At 58.3% G+C, this 22,393-nt stretch carries 12 protein-coding genes; 9 read left to right on the forward strand and 3 right to left on the reverse strand.

Annotation, left to right across the window (positions count from 1 at the left end; all coding sequences use genetic code 11):
- Positions 1–81: 81 nt before the first annotated feature.
- A complete protein-coding gene (gene hemJ / locus ACR0BI_RS21020) occupies positions 82–531 on the reverse strand; it encodes a protoporphyrinogen oxidase HemJ (RefSeq protein WP_170399440.1) in 450 nt (149 codons plus the stop codon).
- A gap of 403 nt (positions 532–934) precedes the next feature.
- On the opposite strand from hemJ, the gene ACR0BI_RS21025 reads away from it, so the two are divergent.
- The 4 genes from ACR0BI_RS21025 to dnaQ are packed head-to-tail and all read left to right on the forward strand — an operon-like array spanning position 935 to position 3,669.
- Positions 935–1,534 carry a Maf family protein gene (locus tag ACR0BI_RS21025; RefSeq protein WP_480562836.1) on the forward strand — a complete coding sequence of 200 codons (600 nt, stop codon included), beginning with the start codon at positions 935–937 and terminating at the stop codon, positions 1,532–1,534.
- The gene (locus ACR0BI_RS21030; RefSeq protein ID WP_170399446.1) at positions 1,531–2,364 is read left to right on the forward strand and encodes a shikimate dehydrogenase; all 834 of its coding nucleotides are present in this window, start codon (positions 1,531–1,533) and stop codon (positions 2,362–2,364) included. Before ACR0BI_RS21025 ends, ACR0BI_RS21030 begins: the two co-directional genes overlap by 4 nt.
- On the forward strand, positions 2,361–2,954 hold the full coding sequence (coaE, locus tag ACR0BI_RS21035; RefSeq protein WP_170567300.1) for a dephospho-CoA kinase: 594 nt from the start codon (positions 2,361–2,363) through the stop codon (positions 2,952–2,954). The genes ACR0BI_RS21030 and coaE overlap by 4 nt, the downstream gene beginning before the upstream one ends.
- Positions 2,947–3,669, forward strand: coding sequence for a DNA polymerase III subunit epsilon (gene dnaQ, locus ACR0BI_RS21040; RefSeq protein WP_170399452.1), 723 nt, complete (start codon positions 2,947–2,949; stop codon positions 3,667–3,669). The genes coaE and dnaQ overlap by 8 nt, the downstream gene beginning before the upstream one ends.
- A 25-nt stretch (positions 3,670–3,694) precedes the next feature.
- Here dnaQ and secB read toward each other — a convergent pair whose 3' ends face one another.
- Entirely contained in the window at positions 3,695–4,198 is a 504-nt protein-coding gene (gene secB / locus ACR0BI_RS21045) for a protein-export chaperone SecB (RefSeq protein ID WP_170399455.1), read from the reverse strand.
- A 54-nt stretch (positions 4,199–4,252) separates the two neighbouring features.
- Positions 4,253–4,753 carry an FxsA family protein gene (locus ACR0BI_RS21050; RefSeq protein ID WP_480562835.1) on the reverse strand — a complete coding sequence of 167 codons (501 nt, stop codon included), beginning with the start codon at positions 4,751–4,753 and terminating at the stop codon, positions 4,253–4,255.
- 108 nt (positions 4,754–4,861) lie between these two features.
- Between ACR0BI_RS21050 and ACR0BI_RS21055 the strand changes: the two genes are divergently transcribed.
- The 5 genes from ACR0BI_RS21055 to ACR0BI_RS21075 all read left to right on the forward strand — a co-directional run bounded on the left by ACR0BI_RS21055 (position 4,862) and on the right by ACR0BI_RS21075 (position 22,388).
- Positions 4,862–5,521 carry a Tim44/TimA family putative adaptor protein gene (locus ACR0BI_RS21055; protein WP_480562834.1) on the forward strand — a complete coding sequence of 220 codons (660 nt, stop codon included), beginning with the start codon at positions 4,862–4,864 and terminating at the stop codon, positions 5,519–5,521.
- Complete coding sequence (gene mltA / locus ACR0BI_RS21060) at positions 5,518–6,558, forward strand: murein transglycosylase A (protein WP_480562833.1); 1,041 nt, start codon at positions 5,518–5,520, stop codon at positions 6,556–6,558. Before ACR0BI_RS21055 ends, mltA begins: the two co-directional genes overlap by 4 nt.
- Positions 6,558–7,145 (forward strand): Smr/MutS family protein, encoded by a 588-nt coding sequence (locus ACR0BI_RS21065; protein ID WP_480562832.1) that lies wholly within the window; start codon positions 6,558–6,560, stop codon positions 7,143–7,145. The genes mltA and ACR0BI_RS21065 overlap by 1 nt, the downstream gene beginning before the upstream one ends.
- 299 nt (positions 7,146–7,444) lie before the next feature.
- Entirely contained in the window at positions 7,445–15,412 is a 7,968-nt protein-coding gene (locus tag ACR0BI_RS21070; protein WP_480562831.1) for a SpvB/TcaC N-terminal domain-containing protein, read from the forward strand.
- Positions 15,413–15,440: 28 nt separating this feature from the next.
- A complete protein-coding gene (locus ACR0BI_RS21075; RefSeq protein WP_480562830.1) occupies positions 15,441–22,388 on the forward strand; it encodes a neuraminidase-like domain-containing protein in 6,948 nt (2,315 codons plus the stop codon).
- Positions 22,389–22,393 lie beyond the last annotated feature (5 nt).

The raw sequence follows: 22,393 nt of genomic DNA on the forward strand, positions 1-22,393 counted from the left end.
TTTCAGAACGGAAGATACCTCGCCCGGACGGGCGCGTTACGCGTTAGATAAGCGCTTACCTCAAAAGAGTCAAACAGGCCCTCAGAACTTCACAACGACCGCTAGAACGATAACAACCATTAGAACGGTCGGAACCTCATTCATCATGCGGTACTGCCGCCCAGTCAGCTTATTTCGCCCCTCAGCAAAGTCCTTGCGCCGAGCCATAAGCCAATGGTGAAACCATGTCATGCCGATCACTGCTGCGCCTTTGACCCAGGGCCAGCTCCAGTCCCATCCGACGATACCAGGCGTGAACACCATGATCAGCCCGCAGACCCAGGCCACGACCATTGCGGGGCGCATGATCACACGCAGCAGCTTTTCTTCCATTTCAAAGAAAATCTGTTGCGCACCCTCTACGGCTTGCGCCTTTTCAACGTGATACACGAACAATCTGGGCAGATAGAATAAACCAGCCATCCATGAAATCACGGCCATGATGTGCAGCGATTTCACCCAAGGGTATATTGCGAAAAGAATATCGGTCATTGGGTATTCCGGGCTTACCTGAACCCCTCCTAATAAAAAAAATAAGAAAGAAAAAGGATGATGGTTTTGTAGGGAGGTCAAATTCGGTGGATTACTTTTTTGTCCTGCCTTTTTCCCCAGGTGGGAAAAGTGAAGCACATCGGCGCAGAATCTGTTGATCAAGAAAAAAAATGATTAATAACAATAAATTATGAGATAAAAGCTCGGGCTGAATTGTGGATAACCATTGGAACAATCCGGGACGGGATGCTTATCCGAGTATTCCAACTTATCCTTGTCCCGTCTGGACAGGATCCGGGCGACTCGGGGAAGTCTTGCGCCAAATTCCCGGGGTTGCGTGTCAACCGTAAAGCCATACAAACCATTCGAGACTACTCATTGATTTGCACACGGGGTTTTCCACATGACTGTCCCCATAGTCCTTGCCTCAGGGTCCGTGATCCGCGCGCAGTTGCTCAGAAACGCAGGCGTCCCGTTTTCGGTTCAGATCGCGCGGGTTGATGAAGACACAGCCAAACGCGCCCTGATTGCTGAGGGAGCTTCGCCCCGTGATGTTGCCGATGCGCTTGCCGAAATGAAAGCACGTAAGATCAGTGACAAAGTGCGCGGCGCTATGGTTCTGGGTTGCGATCAGGTTCTGGATTTCGAAGGTCAGATGCTGTCGAAGCCGGAAACACCCGAAAAAGCACTGGCGCAGCTTAAAGCAATGCGCGGCAAGCGACATATGTTGCTGTCGGCGGCGGTGATCTATCAGGATGGTGAGCCCATCTGGCGGCATGTAGGTCAGGTGCGTTTGCGGATGCGGGCGAGCTCGGATGCTTATTTACGTGATTACGTGGCGCGGAACTGGGACAGTATTCGGCACGCAGTGGGGGCTTACAAACTGGAAGAAGAAGGCGTGCGCCTGTTTGCCACCATTGACGGCGACTACTTTAACGTCTTGGGTATGCCCCTGTTAGAGCTGCTCAATTTTCTGGCCGTGAAGGGAGTGATCAATCAATGACGGAGCATCGCGTTCCTCTGGCCGGCGTGATTGGGCAACCCATCGCACATTCCCGCTCGCCAAAACTGCACGGGCATTGGCTGAAAACCTATGGATTGGTGGGGCACTACATCCCAATGGATGTCGCCCCAGCCGATCTGGAAACCGTTCTGCGGACACTACCCAAGGCTGGGTTTGTTGGGGCCAACGTGACCGTACCGCATAAAGAGGCTGCTTTGCGGTTGGCGGATCATGTCTCGGACCGTGCCTCAGTCATCGGGGCGGCAAATACGCTTGTATTCCGCGAGGATGGTTCAATTCACGCGGATAATACGGATGGCTACGGGTTCATGGCCAATCTTCGCAGCGGTGCGCCTGATTGGAACCCGCAGGATGGGCCTGCGGTTGTATTTGGTGCGGGCGGTGCTGCGCGGGCGGTGCTTCAAGCGCTGGCAGAAGCCGGAGTGCCTGAAATCCTGCTGACCAATCGCACCCGCACCCGTGCGGATCATTTGAAAGAAGAGTTCGGCCAACGGATTACGGTCGTCGACTGGGTGCAGGCGGGAAATGTGATCGAAGACGCAGAACTGGTCGTGAATACTACGTCTTTGGGTATGCAAGGGCAGCCAGAGTTACGCGTTCCACTGGATGGATTGCAACCCGGCGCTGTTGTCACCGATCTGGTATACGCGCCGCTTCAAACGCATCTGTTACAACAGGCGGAAGAGGTTGGATGTACAACGGTCGACGGGCTGGGAATGTTGCTGCATCAAGCTGTTCCCGGGTTTGAACGCTGGTTCGGTGTTCGCCCAGAAGTGGATGCGGAAACCCGCGCGGCGGCCTTGGCATGAGTTTTGCGCTGGGGCTCACCGGATCAATCGGAATGGGAAAAAGCACGACCGCTCAGATGTTTGCAGATGAAGGCTGTGCGCTTTGGGATGCGGATGCTGCGGTGCATCGGCTCTATGCAAAGGGCGGCGCTGCGGTTGAGCCCATGCGGATTACGTTTCCCACCGCCATTGCCGAGGATGCGGTCAGCCGGGATGCATTGAAGCAAATCATTGCGGATAATCCTGACGCGCTAAAAACAATAGAAAAAATCGTACACCCTCTGGTAGCGGCGGATCGCGCCTCATTTCGTTCTTCGTCGTCCGCCGATATCTTGGTATTCGACATTCCGCTGTTGTTTGAAACCGGTGGTGATGCGGCGATGGATGCTGTTGCTTGTGTTTCAATCTCTGCTGAAGAACAAAAAAGACGGGTCATGGCGCGCGGCACGATGAATGAGGCGCAGTTTGAGCAGATTCGCTCCAAGCAAATGCCAAACGAAGAGAAATGCGGGCGGTCGGATTTCGTGATTGTCACGGATACTCTGGACCATGCTCGCGCGCAGGTGCAGGATATCGTCAGGCAGATACGGGCAGGGTTGGCAGATGCGTGAGATTGTACTCGATACCGAGACCACAGGGTTTGATCCCGAAAGCGGCGACCGCATCGTCGAGATCGGCGCGGTTGAGCTGTGGAACCACGTTGCCACAGGAGAAACTTATCACGTCTACATCAACCCCGAGCGTTCTATGCCGGAAGAGGCATTTGGTGTGCATGGCATCGGCCCCGACCTGCTGGAAAACCCGCGCCCGCCGGAAAAGGGCGAAGTGACGCTGAAGGACAAACCTGTCTTTGCCAAGGTTGGGCAAGGGTTTCGTGAATTCGTGGGTGACGCCAAGCTGGTGATCCACAACGCTTCGTTCGACATGAAGTTTCTGAACGCCGAACTGGGCTGGATGGGGGTGTCGCTGATCCCGATGGATCAGGCAATCGACACGCTGGCCATTGCCCGCAAACGGTTTCCGGGGTCACCCGCTTCGTTGGATGCGTTGTGCCGCCGGTTTGGCATCGATAATTCAAACAGGGTGCTGCACGGCGCGCTGCTTGACTCGGAAATTCTGGCCGAAGTGTATCTGGAGCTGATCGGAGGCCGTCAGCCCGACTTTGGATTGTCAACGTCGGCAAGTGCAGCGTCTGGCGGTGGTGAGGAATGGCGCCCGACAGCGCGACCCGATGCCCTGCCATCCCGGATCACCGAGGATGAGCGCGCAGCACATCAGAAATTTGTTGAAAAGCTGGGCGAGAACGCTCTGTGGACCCGCGCCTGACCCGAACCAGACGCGGACCAAAACCTTAGGCGTCGGTTTTTTGCTCTTGTGCGGCGGCCTGGCGGCGCGCCAGTTCGTTGCGATAGAGCGCCACGAAATCAATGTTATCCAGGTTGACCGGCGGGTAGCCACCGTCGCGTGTGATGTCGCTGACGATGCGGCGCAGGAACGGGAACAGCATGCGCGGGCATTCGATCATCAGGAACGGATGCATTTGATCTTCGGGCACACCTTCCACGTGGAACAGGCCGCAATAGTCGATTTCGCACAGGAACAGGACGTCTTCCAGGCCCTTGGCCTTGGATGTCAGTTTTAGCTTGATCGAGACTTCATACTGGTGCTCGGTCGTGCGTTTCTTTGCGTCCAGATTGACCTGAACTGAAATCTCGGGCTGTACGTCGCCTGAGACGCCTTTTTGCGCCATGACGTTTTCAAAGGACATGTCGCGAATGAACTGTCCCAGAACGCGCATCTGGATCTGAGGGGCTGCCTGTGCGGCGGTGTTTTCTGCAGGGCTTTCGTCAGCCATGAAACTTCTCCGGAATTGAAATTCGGCACTGCTTAGCAATTTGGGCCGGATAGCTCAATGCTGGTGCGGGCCTTCCACCCACTTCGACGGCTTTCCGGAGTTCTGGCGAGGGCGAACCTCGGTGAATTCGCCATCTATCACATCGTCCTGATCAAACGGGTTTGGCCCCGACCTGAATTGTGCGCCGGTGCCCATTTGAAAATGGGTGATGGTCGCCTTGGACTTGAGATAGTGGAACACTGCGACCCGGATGCCGGGAACAAGCAGCGCAAAACCAATGGCATCGGTGAAAAACCCTGGTGTCAGCAGCAAAACACCGGACAGCAAGATCATCGCCCCATGGGCCAGCGGTTCGGTTGGGTCGTCCAATTCGGCAAAGGATCGCTGCAAATTCGCCAGCGCCATGCGACCTTGTGTCCGCACCAGAACCGTGCCCAGAACGGCGGTCAGAACCACGATTGCAAGCGTCGGCCAAAGCCCGATCAGACCGCCAACCTGTATAAACAGGGCGATCTCGATGATCGGAACCAATAAAAAAGCCAAGAACAAGTACATTTGCGGTATCCTTTAGCATGGTCCGGGCTGTGGACTTGGCCCCGACTGTCACCTACATAGTGGCAGAGGGCAGCGTATACAAAGCCCGGGTTCTGAAAAGAGGACGAAATGAACTCACCCCTGATCCAGCTTCTGGTGCTGGCCGGAATTGCCATTTTCCTGATCCTGCGCTTGAAAAGCGTGTTGGGTACACGCGAAGGTTTTGAGAAACCGCCCCTTCAGCAACAGCCTGATACCAATGGCGCGCGCCGTGATTTCGAAGTGATTGAAGGCGGGCCAGATCACGACATCACCGACCATGTGGCCGAAGACAGTGAACAGGCGCAAACATTGGCCGCAATGAAGCGGGTCGAACCCAGTTTTTCTGTCAGCGAATTTGTACAGGGCGCGCGCGGCGCCTATGAGATGATCGTGATGGGCTTTGAAAAGGGCAATCTGGACGAAATCCAGCCGTTCCTGTCCGAAGAAGTATTCGACAGTTTTGTATCGGTTGTTGCGGATCGTGAAGACAAAGGTCTGACCATCGAAGCCGAATTCATCGGGGTGCGTGAAACCACTCTGGTCGATGCGAGCTTCGATAAGGATACCAATCAGGCCGAGATCACCATGCGCTTTATCGGTGAGCTGACGTCGGTCGTGCGCGATCGCGGCGGGGATATTGTCGAAGGCAACCCGAACACCGTCAAACGCCAAAAGGACAGCTGGACCTTTGCCCGTGTCATGGGCGCGGACGATCCGAACTGGCTGCTTGTTGCCACGGACGCATGATTGCAGCGCTCCGGTCGCTATTTCTGGGGGTCGTCATGACCACTGCCAGCGCCGCCGGAGCCGAGGCGACGCGATCCATCCTGTCATTCGATGACCTCGATGGCTGGGCCGCCGACGATCACGGGGCGGCCCTTTCGGTTTTTCTGAACACCTGTGGTGATCTGGACGATCCTGATTGGCAGGCGCTGTGTGGCGTGGCTAAGAGTTATGAACCTGGCGCGGCGCGGGCTTTTTTCGAGCTGTTCTTTCGTCCTGTTCTGGTCGAAGACGGCGATGACGCCCTTTTCACCGGATATTTTGAACCTGAACTGGATGGGTCGAAAACCCCAACTGACAAATACCGCTATCCACTCTACCGGATGCCGCCCGAGGCGCGAGAGGCGGGCAAGTGGCTCAGTCGCCGTGACCTGCTGACCGGTGACGCCCTGACAGGTCGGGGCCTTGAGATAGCGTGGGTCGATGACCCTGTTGAGTTGTTCTTTCTGCAAATTCAAGGCTCGGGCCGGATACGTCTGCCCGATGGCGGTGCATTGCGGGTTGGATATGGCGGTGCGAATGGGCATCCCTATCGCTCGATCGGCGCGGAACTGGTCCGACGGGGTGCGCTGGGCGCGCACCAGGTCAGCGCTCAGATGATCCGGACCTGGGTACGCAAAAACCCTGAAGCCGGGGCTGAGCTGTTACTACACAACCCTTCGTATGTTTTCTTCCGTGAAGTGACGCGTGTCGCGCCCGAGTTCGGACCGTTAGGCGCCATGAACCGCTCAGTGACCACGATGCGCAGTATCGCGGCAGATCCGGCTTATACACCTTTGGGCGCGCCAGTTTGGGTAGAAAAGGATGGCAAAAACCCGCTGCGCCGATTGATGATCGCACAAGACACCGGATCGGCGATCAAGGGTGCGCAACGTGCCGACATTTTCTTTGGCACAGGGGATGATGCCGGGCAGGCCGCCGGTCGCTTGAAGGATCCCGGCCGTATGGTTGTGCTGTTGCCGATCCAGAGGGCTTACGCCCTGTTACCGGATGAGTTCTGATGACCCGGCGCAAACTGACTGCGGATGAGATCGATTTGTGGCGCAAGGTCGCCAAACAGGCTGAGCGTTTGCACCCCGAACTGCCTCAGACTGTGCACCCCACTACCTTGCCCAAGCCCAAACCGACCAAAACGCCCAAGGCGCGGATCGAAGCCTTTGAACTGGGTCAGACTGCGCCAACCAAACCGTCACGGAATAACCTGAAGCTATCGATCACCGAAGGTTTGCGGGCAAATCCGGTGCAGATGGACACCAAGTCTTTTGGTCGCATGAAACGCGGCAAGCTCAAGCCCGAAGGCAAGCTGGACCTGCACGGGATGCGCATGAGCGCTGCCCATCCCGCATTGGTTCGGTTCATCCTGACCGCACAGGCACAGCGCAAACGGCTGGTGTTGGTCATAACCGGCAAGGGCAAGGACCGGGACGAACCGGGACCCATTCCAACGCCGCGTGGGGTCTTGCGCAATCAGGTGCCCCACTGGTTGTCTATTCCGCCACTTGCACAAGCGGTGCTGCAGGTAACACCCGCACATATCAGCCATGGCGGCGATGGCGCCTATTACGTTTACCTCAGGCGCGTCCGTTAGTCGGATCGCTGATTCTAGCTGGTCCGCATGAACCGGATTCGCACGCGAACCCTGCCCTTACCCCTACTGATTTATTGTTTCTGCAGGTCCCGCAACCCCGGTGATAAGCTGCCGGCGCAATGAAACTTCGTAGCCTTGTCCAAGGCTTGCGAGGTTGTGCTTAACAACACAACCAGAACGGTACGGCAGACAATCGCCGATCCCATCTGATTGCATTGACCCAGCGGTTTCCGATTGCTTACCCTACGTAAAGCACCCCTGTGGCGCTGATATTTTTATGACGAATTTATGGTGGCCGAATGTTAGGCTCCACTGCCATTTCCCGACCTCAAAGGTCGGAAGCATCCGCCATTTCAGGTGACAATGGCGCCAACAAAGATGTACTGTCGCTTAATCTGCCGAAAGGCGGTGGCGCGATTTCTGGTATTGGTGAAAAGATTACCTCGAACCCGGTGACCGGGTCTGCGTCCTTGACGATTCCGGTTCCTGTCAGCCCTGGGCGTGGTGGTTTCACACCAGAGCTGCAACTGAGCTATGAGGCTGGCACCAGCAGCGGCATCTTCGGCTTTGGATGGTCACTTTCGCTGCCCGAGATCACGCGCAAAACGGAAAAAGGCCTGCCCCGATACGACGAAGCCGCCGGATCGGATGTCTTCCTGATTTCGGGGTCTGAAGATCTGGTGCCGCTGCTCGATTCTCAGGGGGCACAATGGGAAGATCGCGCGCGGTTTCCAGGTGTGACCATCCACAGGTTCCGCCCACGGATCGAAAGCACCTTTGCCCGCATTGAGCGGTGGACAGACGAGGTGACGGGTATCGCGCATTGGCGTGTCACGTCGCGCGAAAACGTCACTTCGATCTATGGCGCGTCAGGCCGATCAAGGGTGGCAGACCCGGACGACCCCGCCCGTGTATTTCGCTGGTTGTTGTCCGAGACCTTTGACGACAAAGGCAACGCCATCCGATACGAGCATGTCGCCGAAGACGCAGTTGGAATCGATCAGGCGCAGGCGCACGAAGCCAATCGGTTCCGCACAGCCGAGCGGTATCTGAAACGCATCCGCTACGGCAATCGAGTCTCTCGTTTGGTTGATCCGGATGTGAATGCAGGTGGATGGCTGTTCACGGTCGTATTCGATTATGGCGAAGACCACCTGTTGCCAATCGCACCTGATCCCAACGTGGCGGCGGATGCTCAGCATGAGCTTGTCCATGCATCCGCTGATCCCGGCCGAAATTGGCAAATGCGCCCGGACCCCACATCAAGCTACCGCGCGGGCTTTGAGGTTCGGCGCTATCGTCGCTGCCATCGAATTCTGACATTTCACGATATCCCCGACCTGCCGACGGGCGAACCGGGCTATCGCGGTCTCGTGAAGGCAACTGAGTTTTCCTATGACGATTTCACGCCTCCCGGTGCTGACACTGATGACGAGCGTCAGCACCCCGGCAGTACGCGCTATGGCTCATTCCTCATGGCGGTCGCGCAGTCGGGCTTCGCTCCGGACGATACCGTTTCACCGCGCGATGTGAACGGAGCCACGTTCCTCGCCTACAGACGACAGGCAATTCCACCGGTGGAATTCACCTATAGCCGAGCTGAAGTGAACGATATTGTGCACGGCCTTGACCGCGAGCAGACCGAAGGTGCTCCGGCCGGACTTACCGATCCGGCAAACTGGGTTGATTTGGACGGTGACGGTGTTGGTGGAATTCTGACCTCGACCCCGGGTGCCTGGCATTACACTCGCAACCTTGGGCCAATGAACGGCACGGCGCGCTTTGCGGCCCCCGCGCTGGTTGCCGAGCGGCCTGCATTTGCTGAGTCAGGTCAATGGATGGACCTTGCTGGGGATGGTCGCCCGGATCTGGTGGTAATGGACCGGACAACCCCGGGGTTCCATGAGCGCGACGCGCAATCAGGTTGGTCCGACTTCCGCGCGTTTGAATATTGGCCACATATAGATGCGTCCAATGACAGCATGAAGATGGTTGACCTGACTGGCGATGGCCTTGCTGACATTCTTCTGACCGAGGACACCGCTTTTGTCTGGCACCCCTCTGAAGGCGAGGCCGGGTTTGGCCCCGCGCGCAGACAAGCGCAGCCATGGAACGACACTGACGGACCCCGACTTGTGTTTTCCGATCCGGAGGCTGCAATTTTTCTGGCGGATATGTCCGGCGACGGATTGTCTGATCTGGTTCGTATCCGCTGTGGTGAAGTCGCCTATTGGCCCAATTGCGGATATGGGCGTTTCGGCACCAAAGTGGCGATGGACGACGCGCCACAATTTGATCGCCCCGAAATGTTCGACCGCAGCCGCCTGCGCCTGACGGATATCGACGGCTCGGGCACCACCGACATTGTCTATCTGGGTGCAGAAGGTATCGACCTCTATTTCAACATGTCTGGCAACCGGCTTGCACCGCGTCGACGCCTAGGGAATGTGCCGCCGCTTGATACCGAAACTTCGGTTGATCTGCTCGATCTATTTGGAACGGGCACCGCCTGTCTTGTGTGGTCCTCTACTTTGTCCCGCGACGCAGGTCAGCCACTGCGTTACGTCGATCTGATGGGCGGACAAAAACCGCATCTTATGACCCGATATGTCAACAATTTCGGTGGCGAGACCGAGTTGCACTATGCCTCGTCGTCGCGGTTTTACCTGCAAGACCTTTATGAAGGACGCCCTTGGGCCACGCGCCTGCCGTTCCCGGTGCAGGTGGTTGATCGCATCGTTACACATGATCGTGTGGCGCAAACCCGGTTCGTATCTCGCTTTGCCTTTCACCATGGTCATTTCGACGGGGTCGAGCGCGAGTTTCGCGGGTTCGGCATGGTCGAACAATGGGACACCGAGGAATTTGCGACGCTCTCGTCAGATGCGCTGGGGCCACTGGCATCAAACGAAGACCCGGCATCTCATGTTCCGCCCGTACTGACCAGAACATGGTTTCATACCGGCGTGTATCTCGACCAAGGTAGTCTGCCCGATGTCTTGGCTGGTCTGCTTGATGGGCAGGATCGTGGGGAATACTGGCGCGCACCCGCTTGGCGTGACGACGATGTTGAAGCGCGACGGCGGCTTTTGCCAGACACGGTGTTGCCACCCGGATTGACAACCGGAGAAACCCGCGAGGCTGCGCGCGCGCTTCGCGGCACGGTGCTTCGGCGTGAAACCTATGCGCTCGATGGCAGGGCGGAGCCCGGCTATCCCAACGGTCACCCCTATCAGGTGGTCGAGCAAACGCAGACTGTGCATCTTCTGCAGTCCCGTGGACCCAACCGTCATGCCGTGTTTCTAACCCATGCCCGGGAAAGTCTAACCGCGCATTATGAGCGGATCCCCGATGACCCGCGCCTTCAGCATCAGGTCATACTGGAGGTTGACCCGTTTGGGACTGAACTGCGCCGCGTCGATCTCATGTATGGCCGGCAAACACCTGATCCGACGCTGACGCCTGAAGATCAGGCGCGTCAGGCGCTGTTACATGCGGTATTACACACGCGGCGCGTCACGGACCTGATCACGACAGATCAAACCTACCGCGCCCCGGTGTCATGTGAAGAACAAAGCTTTGAGCTTACCGGCTTAAGCCCAGCGCCGGGTACGCGTTTGTCCTTTGATGAGATCGAGACAGAGGCGAACGCTGCAGCCGATCTTGCTTATGAAGCGACCCCAACCGCGGGTCAGGTGCAGCGTCGTCTGATCGAACACCGCCGTCAGTATTTCCGGGATGATACGCTGACCGGCCCACTGCCGCTTGGCCAGATGGGCAGTTTGGGGCTTTTCCATCAAAGCTTCCAACTGGCCTTCACGCCGGGTCTTGTCACGCAGGTTTATGGAGGCCGCGTTGGTGCGGCCGAGATGGCGCAGGCGGGATACACCGAGATTGACGGTGACGGCCAGTGGTGGCGGCCATCGGACCGTCAGCTTTTGTCGCCCTCAAGCGGTGATACGCCCGCGCAAGAGCTGGCATTTGCACGTCAGCATTTCTTTCGACCACATCGCCTGCGGGACCCGTTCCATCAGCCTGCGACACCTACGGAAACAACAGCCCGCTATGACGCTTTCGACCTGCTGATCGAGGAAACGCAGGACGCATTGGGCAATCGCATGTCGGCAGGGGTACGCTCGACCGGTCCAGCTGGCGCAAACACCGAACGCCGACAGGATTATCGCGTTTTGCAAGCCTCGGTATTGACCGATGAGAACGGCAATCGCAGCGAGGTGACCTTTGACGCCTATGGCCGCGTGACCGGCATGGCCCGAATGGGCAAGGTCGATGGGCCCGACGAAGGTGACAGGCTGGATGGTTTTGATCCGACACTGGTGCCTGCAGCACGCACCCAAGTGCTGATTGATCCGCGTGGAACTGAAGCTCTGGCAGCACTTGGGCGCGCAACAATGCGTTATGTTTATGATCCCTGGGCCTATTATCACTCTCGTGGGGATCCTGCCCCATCACCCGTCATCGGTCTTTCCCTGCATCGAGAGGTTCACGACAGCGATCTTTTGCCGGGTCAAGCCACCCCGTTCCTGGCCGAAATTACCTTTACAGATGGGATGGGGCAGGAAATTCAACGCAAGATTCAGGCCGAAGACGGTCCGGTCCCAACGCGTGATGGCTCGGGGAGCATTCTGCTGGGACCTGATGGTCGGCCGGTTATGTCCGCATCGCAGTCGCCACGCTGGGTCGGTACCGGCTGGCAAGTGCGCAACAACAAAGGCAATATTGTTCGACAGTTCGAACCGTTCTTCACAGATCGCCCGACCTATGAGTCCGACATCCGCATCGGTGTAAGCCCAATTTTCTTCTACGACGCATTGGGCAGAGAGATCGGGATTTTGAATCCCGATCATACATGGAGCAAACACCGGTTTTCTGTTTGGGACCAGACGACATGGGACCCGGGCGATACTGTACTGATTTCGGATCCCGCCCAAGACCCCGATCTTGGTGACCATTTCCGCAGGTTGCCGCAGGCTGCCTATTTACCCACTTGGCACGCGCTGCGCACTGATCCGGCGCAAGCGCAGGCGTTGGCTACCCGTTTCCCCGATCCCGAAGACCGGGAGCGCGCCACTGAGGCTGCATCGAAATCGGCGCTTTATCATGACACACCGATGCGGGCTTTGGCAGATACCCGTGGTGCGCTGATCGCGCGCCTCACTCCGAACCGCACGCTCTACAGCAACGCGGCCCCGGGCACCCTACCGACCGAGACATTCCACCGCGTTGCGACCGAAATCGATATCGAAGGCAATACGCGCCGAACCTGGGATGAGCTTGGGCGCGAGGCTCAGCGTACCGCTTTCGACATGCTCAGCACCGCCATTCGGACCGACAGTATGGAGGGCGGTACCCGTTGGCGGCTAACGGATGTAAGTGGCGAAACGGCGTTTACGTGGGATACGCGCGACCACCGGCTACGCCACGAATTCGATGTATTGCGCCGACCCATCGCCACTCATCTAAGCATCAATGCGGGTCCTGAGCTGCGGATCGATGAAACGATCTACGGAGAATCGCTGACGACACCCGAAGCCCTGAACCGCCGCAAACGCATTGCGATCAGCCGCGACCAATCCGGCACGATGGAAATTCTGGCCCATGATTTCAAAGGCAACCCAATCCGCAGCCAGCGGCAACTGGCGCAGGAGTTTCGCACCACGCTCGATTGGGCCGCACCCGTGGCGACTGAGCCCGAGATTTTCGCAGGGCAAACCCGCTTTGACGCGCTGGACCGTCCGGTCCAACTGGTGCCGCTGCAACCGCAAGGGCCGGGCGCGCGCATCCAGGTTGTGCAGTACCGCTATAACCCGTCCTCGCGGCTTGATCGGGTGGACACCTGGCACGCACGACCCGCGGCACCTGACATTTTATTGGATCCCGCCACTGCGGATCATGCCGTGGTCACAGGCATTGCATACAACCCTTGGGGCGACCGCGAACGCATCACCTATGGCAACGCGGTTGAAACAGATATCCTACATGATCCGTTGACCCGTCTCACCGAACGCATCATCACCCGGCGCGATGCAATCGGATTTGGCTCGGACTGTCCGACACCGCCAGTTGCAGGCTGGCCAGGATGCCACTTGCAGGCGCAGCACATGATCTACGATGTGTCTGGCCACGTGACCCACATCCGCGACAGCGCGCAACAGCAGATCTTTTTCCGTAATCGCCGTGTTGATGCCTCTAACGACTATACGTTTGATGCCTTGCATCGTTTGATCGAGGCGACGGGCCGCGAACATCTGGGCCAGCAAGGCGGCGCACCCGGCGCCCACAGCTATAACGATGCCGCGCGAACTCGGCTGCCACACCGCAGTGATGGTTTCGCCCTTGGCCGGTATCTTGAGCGTTTTCACTATGACATTGCGGGCAACTTGATTGAGATGCGCCACCGGGGCTCTGATCCCGTGGTACCCGGTTGGACGCGGACTTACACCTATGGTGAGGACAGTGCCCTGTCTGCGGGGGTACCTTCGAACCGCTTAACTCAGACATCGGTCGGTGCTGTGAATGATATCATCAGTCAGGGCGATGACGGCTATGATGCGATGGGCAACATGCTGCGCCTTTCTCATCTCGATCAGATCGCATGGGACCACGACAACCAACTGCGCATGTGCCGCCGTCAGGCAGTTGGACCTGATGATGCGGACGGCCTGGCGCACCAAGGGGACCGCACATTCTTTGTTTACGCCTCTGACGGGACCCGCATCCGAAAAGTGACAGAAACCGCTGCAGGAGCCATCCGTCGCGAGACGATCTCGCTGGGCGGGTTCGACATTATCCGCGAACCGGGTGCAAACCCGCGGACCCGAGAGACCCTGCATGTGGGGGACGAAGCTGGCCGTATTGCATTGGTTGAGACGACGATCGCCGGTGGAGCGGTCAGCCGCGTCATTCGTTATCAGCACAGTAACCATGTGGGCAGTGTGGGGATCGAACTGGACGAGAACGGCAATGTTCTGTCTTACGAGGAATACAGCCCCTTCGGCAGTACCACCTATCAAGGCGTTGCCACCGCTGGCCTAGGTCCGAAACGTTTTCGATATACCGCGATGGAGCGGGATGCCGAAACCGGGCTTAACCATCATGGTGCCCGCTATGCCGCCCCTTGGCTCGGCCGATGGATCAGCGCCGATCCCATCGGAATTGAAGGCGGGCTGAACCTTTATGCTTATGCCTATAACAACCCGGTGACGCTCAACGATCCAGAGGGCACTGCGCCGCCCACTGTGCCCAACGGAGGCCTTGAAGTTGCATCGTTGCAGAAGGGTCTTGAGACGCTTGATGCGCTAGCGACTCAGGTCAGGAACACCGAAGGCAGCGTGCAGGAGTTTGCCCTTATCAAAGAGAACAACACGTTCAAGATATTGAAGGGCACGGCCACCAAGCCCGAGGTCTCGATTCCAAAGGGAACGACGGCTATCGCACACACGCACCCGCCCACTGCCATGGTTTCCTTTGCAGACGTCAACACCACCCATGCCCAGGGTGTGAAGGTCGCCGGAGTCCGGTCTCACCTGGTGGCGCATGGCAACGGTAATTGGACGCTGATCGAGATCCCGAAACAGGGAAACGGAATGTTGACCTCATTCGACACCAATACCGGCATGATAAAGGGCACCGTGCAAGTCTACCGCCCGGGCGCTGCGCCTGACACTGCGTCGATGGTGCAAAAAGTCGACACCATGAACATGGTGAACAAGCAAGGCAAAATCACCTCAATTTCCAAGCTCGCCAAAGCAATGCGGGGTAGCAAGGCAGTGTCGCAGACCCTGTCCGGGGGCCGCGCCATCCTAGGGGTCATGGGCCGTGGGCTCATGGTGATCGGTATGGCGGCCAGCGGCATTCAGGTTGGCACAGGGATCACGCAAATCGCCGAAGGCGAGACCGGCGTGGGCACCGCAAATGTGGTCGAGGGCACGGCCTCGGGCACTCTCAACGTGGTCTCGGTGTCGGGCAAGCTCGTCACGGGTGGTGGTGCCGGATCGGTCCTTGCCGCCGGACTCGCAGCTTTCGGCTCAATTGCACTGGCCGGAACCGAAGCTCGCTCCGCAATCAAAGGCGAAAAAACCGCCGCACGCGAAGCGGCCGATTTTTGGGTGGACGAAATCGACGCAGGCCATCGTCAGGGCGGCGTTGGCGGCTTTTTCCGACGGTCCGCTGGATACCTTGGCCTGGGCGCGGCAGGCACGATGTCGATCCTGCAAGGCCAGGGCATCAAAGGCCATTTGAAATGGTGAACGCAGTTGTCAGAAAGGGTACCTCCTCATGACCAAAGTTACGCATCCGCTAAAGCCCAGAATGCGCCGCGCTACGGTGGGCGATCTGCAATCCGCTTTGCTGGCATTGCTGCGTGAAGGCTTGCTGCTGGCCAATGATATCAGCGCGCGACGAGCGCTGGCCGATATCGTGTCGCGCGAAAAGGATGGCCGCACACCGACCTACGGAAAGGGCACAACTGAAGCCGTTCGCCTAGTTCAGAAAGAGGCCGATCTGTCCCCGACCGGCAGTGTCGACAAAAGAACGGCGGCTGTGATTAACGATCTGGTCGCTCGACTGGACACACCGACGGATTTTGGCACCTACCGTGTCAGCGGTCGCGTCATAAGTGCGCAAAGTGCGGCTGTTGATGGCCTTGCTGTTGTTGTTGTCGACAAAGGTGTCGGCGGCGACGTTGAACTGGGGAAGGCTACAACCGGTAAACGCGGTGCCTTCGAGATTGTGTTTGCCGGAGATCAGATCACCAAGCGCGGCAAGGATGCACCAGACCTTCAGGTGCAGGTGCGTTTGAATGACGATGTGGTTGCCGCTTCGGCGGTGGAATATGACGCCGGACCGGATTCCGAGCTTTCCGTGGTTCTGCCTGCTGAAAGTGCCGCAAAACTGTTGTCAGAACACGCCACACTGACCAAGGCGCTCTCTGGTCAGTTCAACGGTGCCTTGTCGAAACTTGAAGAAAGCGACACCCGTCAGGACATCACATATCTGGCCAATAAAACAGGTTGGGACGCGCGCGCCGTGGCACTGGCGTCGCTATCCCAACAGTTGTCTGACAAGACCGCTGGACGGCGTGGTCAACGCATCGACTCTGGCCTGTTCTATGCGCTTTTACGTGCAGGTGTTCCCGCCGATGACACCGCGGTTTTCCGCACGCCCCCTGCTAAAGTGGCGCAAATCTGGAAATCCGCGCTGGATGAAGGATTGATCGACGCCAAACTGGCGGATCAGATAGATGCCTCCCTTGCCCGATTTACCGAAGTTTCCGCGCGCGTGCGGCTGGATACGCCCCCTCCCGGGGCTTTGGCCGGAATGCAGCCTTTGCTTGCACTTTCGCTGACGCGGGATGACGAGCGTGAAACTTTTGCCGCGCTCCATGCGGCGCATGGTGATGATCTCGATACATTCTGGACCGAGGTAGAGGGTAAGTTGGGTCAGGACAAAGCCACCCGTTTGCAGACCGATGGCAAGCTTGCCTATCTGACGCTCAACAACTCCAAGCTGGTCGAACGCTTGCACCGTGACACCAATGGCGATGCGGACGGTACGTTGGGAGGCCTAGTGAAGGCGGGTTTTCATAAAGCCGATGCCTGGGCCGCGATCATGGATGATACCGACCCCGTGCCAGAGGCAGTTCAGGGCCGGGATGCCGCCGAAAGACGCGCCAACTATGCAGAATTCATGGCCGCTCAGGTGCGGCTGTCTTTCCCGACTGCGGTTGTTGCGGAAATGGTCCGGGCGCATGAGACGCCATTGGTCGATACAGGGCTGTCGAATAACGTGCATGGTTTCCTCGCAAAACATGCCGATACCTTCCAGATAGGTCAGCAGCCCGTTGCGCGCTTTATTGCAAAAAATGCGCTGGACGAACCGCCAGAAGTGGTGCGCGAAATCTCACGCATTCAGCGGGTCTATCAGATCTCGCCCGACGACAGCAGTATGAATGCCATGCTGGCTGCAGGGTTGGATTCGGCCTATGCGGTCGTGGCGCTGCCACAAGATGAGTTCCTGCGCGCCCACAAGGCCGTTTTGAACGAGGCCGTCGCGATGCAGATCTACCGCAAGGCCGAACAGGTTCATGGGGCGGTTCTGAATCTGGCCACCGCTTATATGACTCACCGGATGATGCCAGCGATCGGCCCCAGCGTGGGCGCTGCTGACGGGTTTTTGAACCCTACCCCGGGCGGGTCGGACAATTTTGGCGATGTGCTCGCATACTCCACACTAGAAGAGCTTTTCGGTTCGATGGATTATTGCGGATGCGAGCATTGCCGGTCAGTCCTCAGCCCCGCAGCCTATCTTGTCGATCTTCTGCTGTTTCTCGATCGCCCCGCGACCGAGATTCCGAACGGCTTCACCAATCCACTTGATGTGTTGCTTGATCGGCGGCCTGATATTCAACACCTGCCTCTGACTTGCGAAAACACTCTGACGCCTGTGCCATACATAGACTTGGTGAACGAGGTGCTGGAGCATTTCGTTGTCAACGGCATGTCTTTGGGTGGATATCAGGGTCATTCGACCGATGGTCAAACACCGCCTGAAGAGTTGCTGGTCAGCCCTCAATTTGTACGCGATGCCGCCTATGCCACGCTGGCCACCGCCCAGTTCCCCACCCCATTGCCGTTTGACCGTTCGTTGGAGGCACTGAAGGCCCTGTTCAATCGTTTCGACGCGCCTTTACATCGGGTTATGGCCGACTTGCGTTCGTCAGACGCGCTGGACGATGCACCGTACGGATGGCGCGACATCTGGCTGCAGCGCTTGAACATCTCGCGCGGTCTCAACGCCGTCCTGACCGAAAGCGTGTCGGTTGCCGGGTCAGCGCGACCCGATCTGACAGTGCGTTCGCTTTATGGTTTTGATGCGGGTGCCAGCGCAGCCGAAGTGCGTGATGGCTTGGAAAGCGTGCGCGACCTGTGCCGCCGCACCGAGATCACGCCGGTTGATCTCGTGAACATCCTAAAGACCGAGTTCGTGAACCCCGGAGCCGCGCTGATCCCGAAGCTTGAGCATCTTGGCCTGGGCTTCGACGATATCCGGGCCTTCCGGGACGGCGCGATCAACTTCGCAGAACTACAAAGCCGGATGGCGGCAGGGGTCGAGCCTGAACGCTTTGGCGGTGATATCGAGGCATGGTTGCTTGATGACACTACTTTCGACCGGATCATGGGTCTGATCGTGCTTACAAATCCGCAAGACCCGTCGGATATGTGCGACCTAAGCGCGCTTGAACTGCGTCACCCAGACCCTGATCCGCTGTCCAACCGCCTTGAATGGAATGACTTTATCCGGATTAACCGGTTCGTCCGCCTGTGGCGTGTTCTGGAGCTTAGCATTGCCGACACGGATGCTATCATCTCGGCGCTTTATCCGACGAACCAGATGCCGGGCGGCGCCGACGCGCAGGTGGACCTAGCTCGCATGGATACCGGCTTTGCCGAGCTCCTGCCACAGTTGGGCATCGCCATGTCGGCCCTTGATGCGCTGGAGCTAAGGCCCGAGGACGCGCTGCGCCCGATCCTGGCCCTCTTTGGAGCAATCAGCACCAATGGAACCGCCGCGCTATTCCGTGAAATGTTCCAGCGGCCTGCTCGCGAAAACCCCGCCTTTGCCGAGGACGGTTTTGGCGGTGTGCTTACAGACCCTGCGGCCCTGTTGCTGCCCGAGGTTGAAACCTTGCGCGCGGCCTTTTCATTGACGGGTCCGGAATTTAACCGGATCGTCGCTGTTTTGGGGTTCGATGACACGATACCCCTGACCATCGAGACGGTCAGCGCAATCTACCGTCGCGGCTGGTTGGCGCGCGCGCTTGAGCAAAGCGTGCCGGGATTGGAGCGTTTGCTGCAAGCCACCGGTCTTGACCCTTATGGCCCGCAAGACGCCACTGCACCCGCTCTGTTGACGGTTATCGATCTGGTGCATCGCCTGTCCGAGCTAGGCCTGTCGCTGGAAACAGCGCTGGCGCTGCTGTTGAACCATGACCCAAGTGGCCAGACGACACCGCCCGCAGAAAACATCACGACCCTGGCGCGCGATCTGCGTGCAGGGTTTGCGGCGATCACCAATGACTTTGTTCTGGTGGACGATCCCGATGGCGGTATTGCCCGGTCCCACATGGCTCTGGTCTATGGGGCCGAAGCGACCGAGCAGTTCTTCGGATATCTGGAAGCCACATCCTCGGCCGAGGTTACCTATGACCATTCTGCCCCTGCGCTAGAGCCGGTGATCCTGGCCGAGGCGCCCGATCAAATCGCTTATGACGATTTCCGCAAGGTTCTGGTTTTCAACGGGCTGATGTCGACCACTGTCAGAGATGCCCTGCAGGCCGTCGCCGGGACACCTGCTGCCTTCGCGCCAGCAATTGACGCTTTGTTCAACGCCAGCGAGGCACAATCACAGCCATTCTTCACCCGCTTCCCCGAGCTGCTCCCGCTTCACGACGCATACCGCAGCTCAACTGCGTCAAAGGCCGAGGCCTATCGTGCCCTGCTTGAAGGAATCCTGCCGCAGCTGATCTCAAGACGGAAACGCCAGGTGGCGCTGCAGCTTCTTGGTACCGCGATCGAGGTTGAGGCTGATCTGGCAGCCGTCCTGTTCGAAAAGGCCGAGGTTCTCCATGCGGCGACTGATCCGGCCAGCTCCGCGCTTGAGGATGCCCTGATGCTCGAATCCGGGGGTCTGAGTGCTGAAATCAGCGATGGCCCGGCCCACACTGCACCGCCTGCGCGGGTCGAAACCTTATCTGGCGCGATTGATTTCGCCTCCACTGGAACAGTGCTGCCAGACAATCAAACCACACCAGGTTCTTCGATTTCGATCCAGTTACGGGGATATCTGGAAGCGCCTGAAAACGGATTCTTCAACATTGCTGTCGAAGCTGATGCGGGCGCGGCCGTGACACTCAGCATCGCAGGCGAACCTGTTCCTCTGACCGAGGCGGGCGGCATATGGTCAAACACCAACGCGATCGAGCTTCGCGCAGGCACTTTGGTCGAAATCGCGCTGGGCGTGGCCAATGTGACCGACCGACTGGCGTTGCGCTGGAGTGCACCGGGCCGAGGAACTGAGGTCATCGGCGCTTCGCATCTCTACCCGGCTGATCCGGTATCGCATCTGGGCGCGGCCTACCTGCGTACGCGCCGCATTGCACGGTTGTCCGAAACGCTGAAACTTGACGTCGCTGAGGTCTTGCACCTGACGACACATGGCGATTTGCAGATTGCGGGTGCGGCCTGGCCAAACAGCCTGCCCATCACCGGTACACCCGATGATCCGACCTCTGCCGCGCTGATGGGGGTGCTAACGGCCCACCTGCGCATGGCGCGATTAAAGGCGGCTTATGCCCCTGAAAATGCCCGGCTGGTTTCGATAGCCGAGAATCCAGCGGTCGCCATAGCCGACGCCGAGGCTGAGTTGTTCCAAGTCACGCGCTGGGATCCCGTGGATATCGCCGCCCTGTTGGTACATTTCGGACTCACCCCAGCCGATATTGGCGATCTGGCCGTTCTGGAGCGGCTTCATGACATCGCCGAATGGCTGGCGGCACTTGGGATTCCGGCGACAGCGCTGATCGCCGCCGCAACACCCGCCCCAACCGGACCCATTGTGCGGAATTTCCGCGCCGCCCTTCGTGCGCGTTACAGCCCGGACGACTGGCTAAAAATCCTGCAACCGATCAATGACCGCCTGCGCAAGCGCCAGCGTGATGCATTGGTGGCGCATATCCTGCACGATCTACGCGGGCGTCCGGATGCGGCGCATATCAACACGCCCGAAAAGTTGTTCGAATACTTCCTGATGGACGTGCAGATGGAGCCGTGCATGCTCACTTCGCGGGTTCGCCACGCATTGTCCTCGGTACAGATCTTTACCGAGCGCTGCCTGATGAACCTTGAACCCCGTGTGGCTGCATCCAGCCTCAGGTCGAAACACTGGGAATGGATGAAACGCTATCGCGTGTGGGAGGCAAACAGGAAAATCTTCCTGTACCCTGAAAACTGGATGGAGCCGGAATTGCGCGACGACCAGTCACCCTTCTTCCGTGAGGCGATGAGTGAATTGCTGCAGGGTGACATCACCGAGGAACGCGCAGCCACCTCGCTGATCGGGTATCTGCAGAAACTGGAAGAGGTAGCCAAGCTGGAAGTATGCGGCCTCTACCAGATCGAGGGCGATCCGGGTGCAGCAGACGATGTGCTGCACGTCATCGGGCGGACCGCCGGGGCCAAGCGCAGTTATTACCACCGAACCCGTGCCTACGGCTCGTGGAGCGCGTGGGAGAAAATCCCGCTGGATATCGAGGATAATCCGGTCATGCCGCTGGTCTGGAACAATCGTCTGTTCCTGTTCTGGATCAAGATGATGCCGGAAAACACGGCACAAGGAACACCCAACGCGGGATCAGGCCCGCTGGCCGAGGTTGAGGCGTCATCGTTGATGGATGTTGATGAACCCACCTTTGACGTCAAGGTCATGCTGAACTGGACCGAACGGGTGGATGGCGTGTGGCAACCGCCGCGCAGTTCGGATCCCGATGAGCCCCTGTTGCTGCGCGAAAACGTGCCAGCCCGAGAGATGCGCAATTTCCGTAAAGGCATCCGCCTGTCTTCATTCCCATGGACCAACGGGATGCGGATATCGATCTCGTACAAGGATTGGTTGGGCGTTTCGTTCTTCATGTACAACACGTTTAGCACACCCGATACGCGCTCACCCAAGAAGGCGCCGCATTTCTTGCCGAAACGTATTACGTCGACCGGGTCAAACCGCCTTACAGCGATCTATTCCAATGACGGGATCACGCATCGGTTGCTGTCCAATAAGGCGCCCGATCAGGCCACACAGCCGCATCACCCGACCAATGGAGAAGCCTGGGAGTCGCCGTTCTTCTATGCCGACCCGCGACATGTGTTCTACGTGTCCACGAAGCAGCGGATCGTCGAAGTTGTGACTTGGCTTGATTTTGGCCGCGTGGCCGAGGTTGACCCGACAATCGATACCATGGTGCTGGCGTTTGAGCCGCTTGCCGAGCAGCCCGACCGGATTGAACGGGTGACTGCAATCCCCGGCTTTGGCAGCGCCGACCTGAGCACTCTTCGTGCATTCGTGACCGAAGACGCCTTTGTCCATACAGCGCTGGGCACCGGTGGCACGGTCCGCTTTGGCGACCGCGACATCGGCCCGATGGGCAGCACCGTCCGCATGCGTCGCACTTGATCCGG

It is taken from the genome of Ruegeria sp. E5 (genome assembly GCF_056534105.1).

What these genes read in the sequence shown, in the direction of transcription:
- hemJ (WP_170399440.1), bottom strand. Translation starts at nt 531, where the DNA reads ATGACCGATATTCTTTTCGCAATATACCCTTGGGTGAAATCGCTGCAC.
- ACR0BI_RS21025 (WP_480562836.1), top strand. Translation starts at nt 935, where the DNA reads ATGACTGTCCCCATAGTCCTTGCCTCAGGGTCCGTGATCCGCGCGCAG.
- ACR0BI_RS21030 (WP_170399446.1), top strand. Translation starts at nt 1,531, where the DNA reads ATGACGGAGCATCGCGTTCCTCTGGCCGGCGTGATTGGGCAACCCATC.
- ACR0BI_RS21055 (WP_480562834.1), top strand. Translation starts at nt 4,862, where the DNA reads ATGAACTCACCCCTGATCCAGCTTCTGGTGCTGGCCGGAATTGCCATT.
- ACR0BI_RS21065 (WP_480562832.1), top strand. Translation starts at nt 6,558, where the DNA reads ATGACCCGGCGCAAACTGACTGCGGATGAGATCGATTTGTGGCGCAAG.
- ACR0BI_RS21070 (WP_480562831.1), top strand. Translation starts at nt 7,445, where the DNA reads ATGTTAGGCTCCACTGCCATTTCCCGACCTCAAAGGTCGGAAGCATCC.
- dnaQ (WP_170399452.1), top strand. Translation starts at nt 2,947, where the DNA reads ATGCGTGAGATTGTACTCGATACCGAGACCACAGGGTTTGATCCCGAA.
- mltA (WP_480562833.1), top strand. Translation starts at nt 5,518, where the DNA reads ATGATTGCAGCGCTCCGGTCGCTATTTCTGGGGGTCGTCATGACCACT.
- coaE (WP_170567300.1), top strand. Translation starts at nt 2,361, where the DNA reads ATGAGTTTTGCGCTGGGGCTCACCGGATCAATCGGAATGGGAAAAAGC.
- ACR0BI_RS21050 (WP_480562835.1), bottom strand. Translation starts at nt 4,753, where the DNA reads ATGTACTTGTTCTTGGCTTTTTTATTGGTTCCGATCATCGAGATCGCC.
- secB (WP_170399455.1), bottom strand. Translation starts at nt 4,198, where the DNA reads ATGGCTGACGAAAGCCCTGCAGAAAACACCGCCGCACAGGCAGCCCCT.
- ACR0BI_RS21075 (WP_480562830.1), top strand. Translation starts at nt 15,441, where the DNA reads ATGACCAAAGTTACGCATCCGCTAAAGCCCAGAATGCGCCGCGCTACG.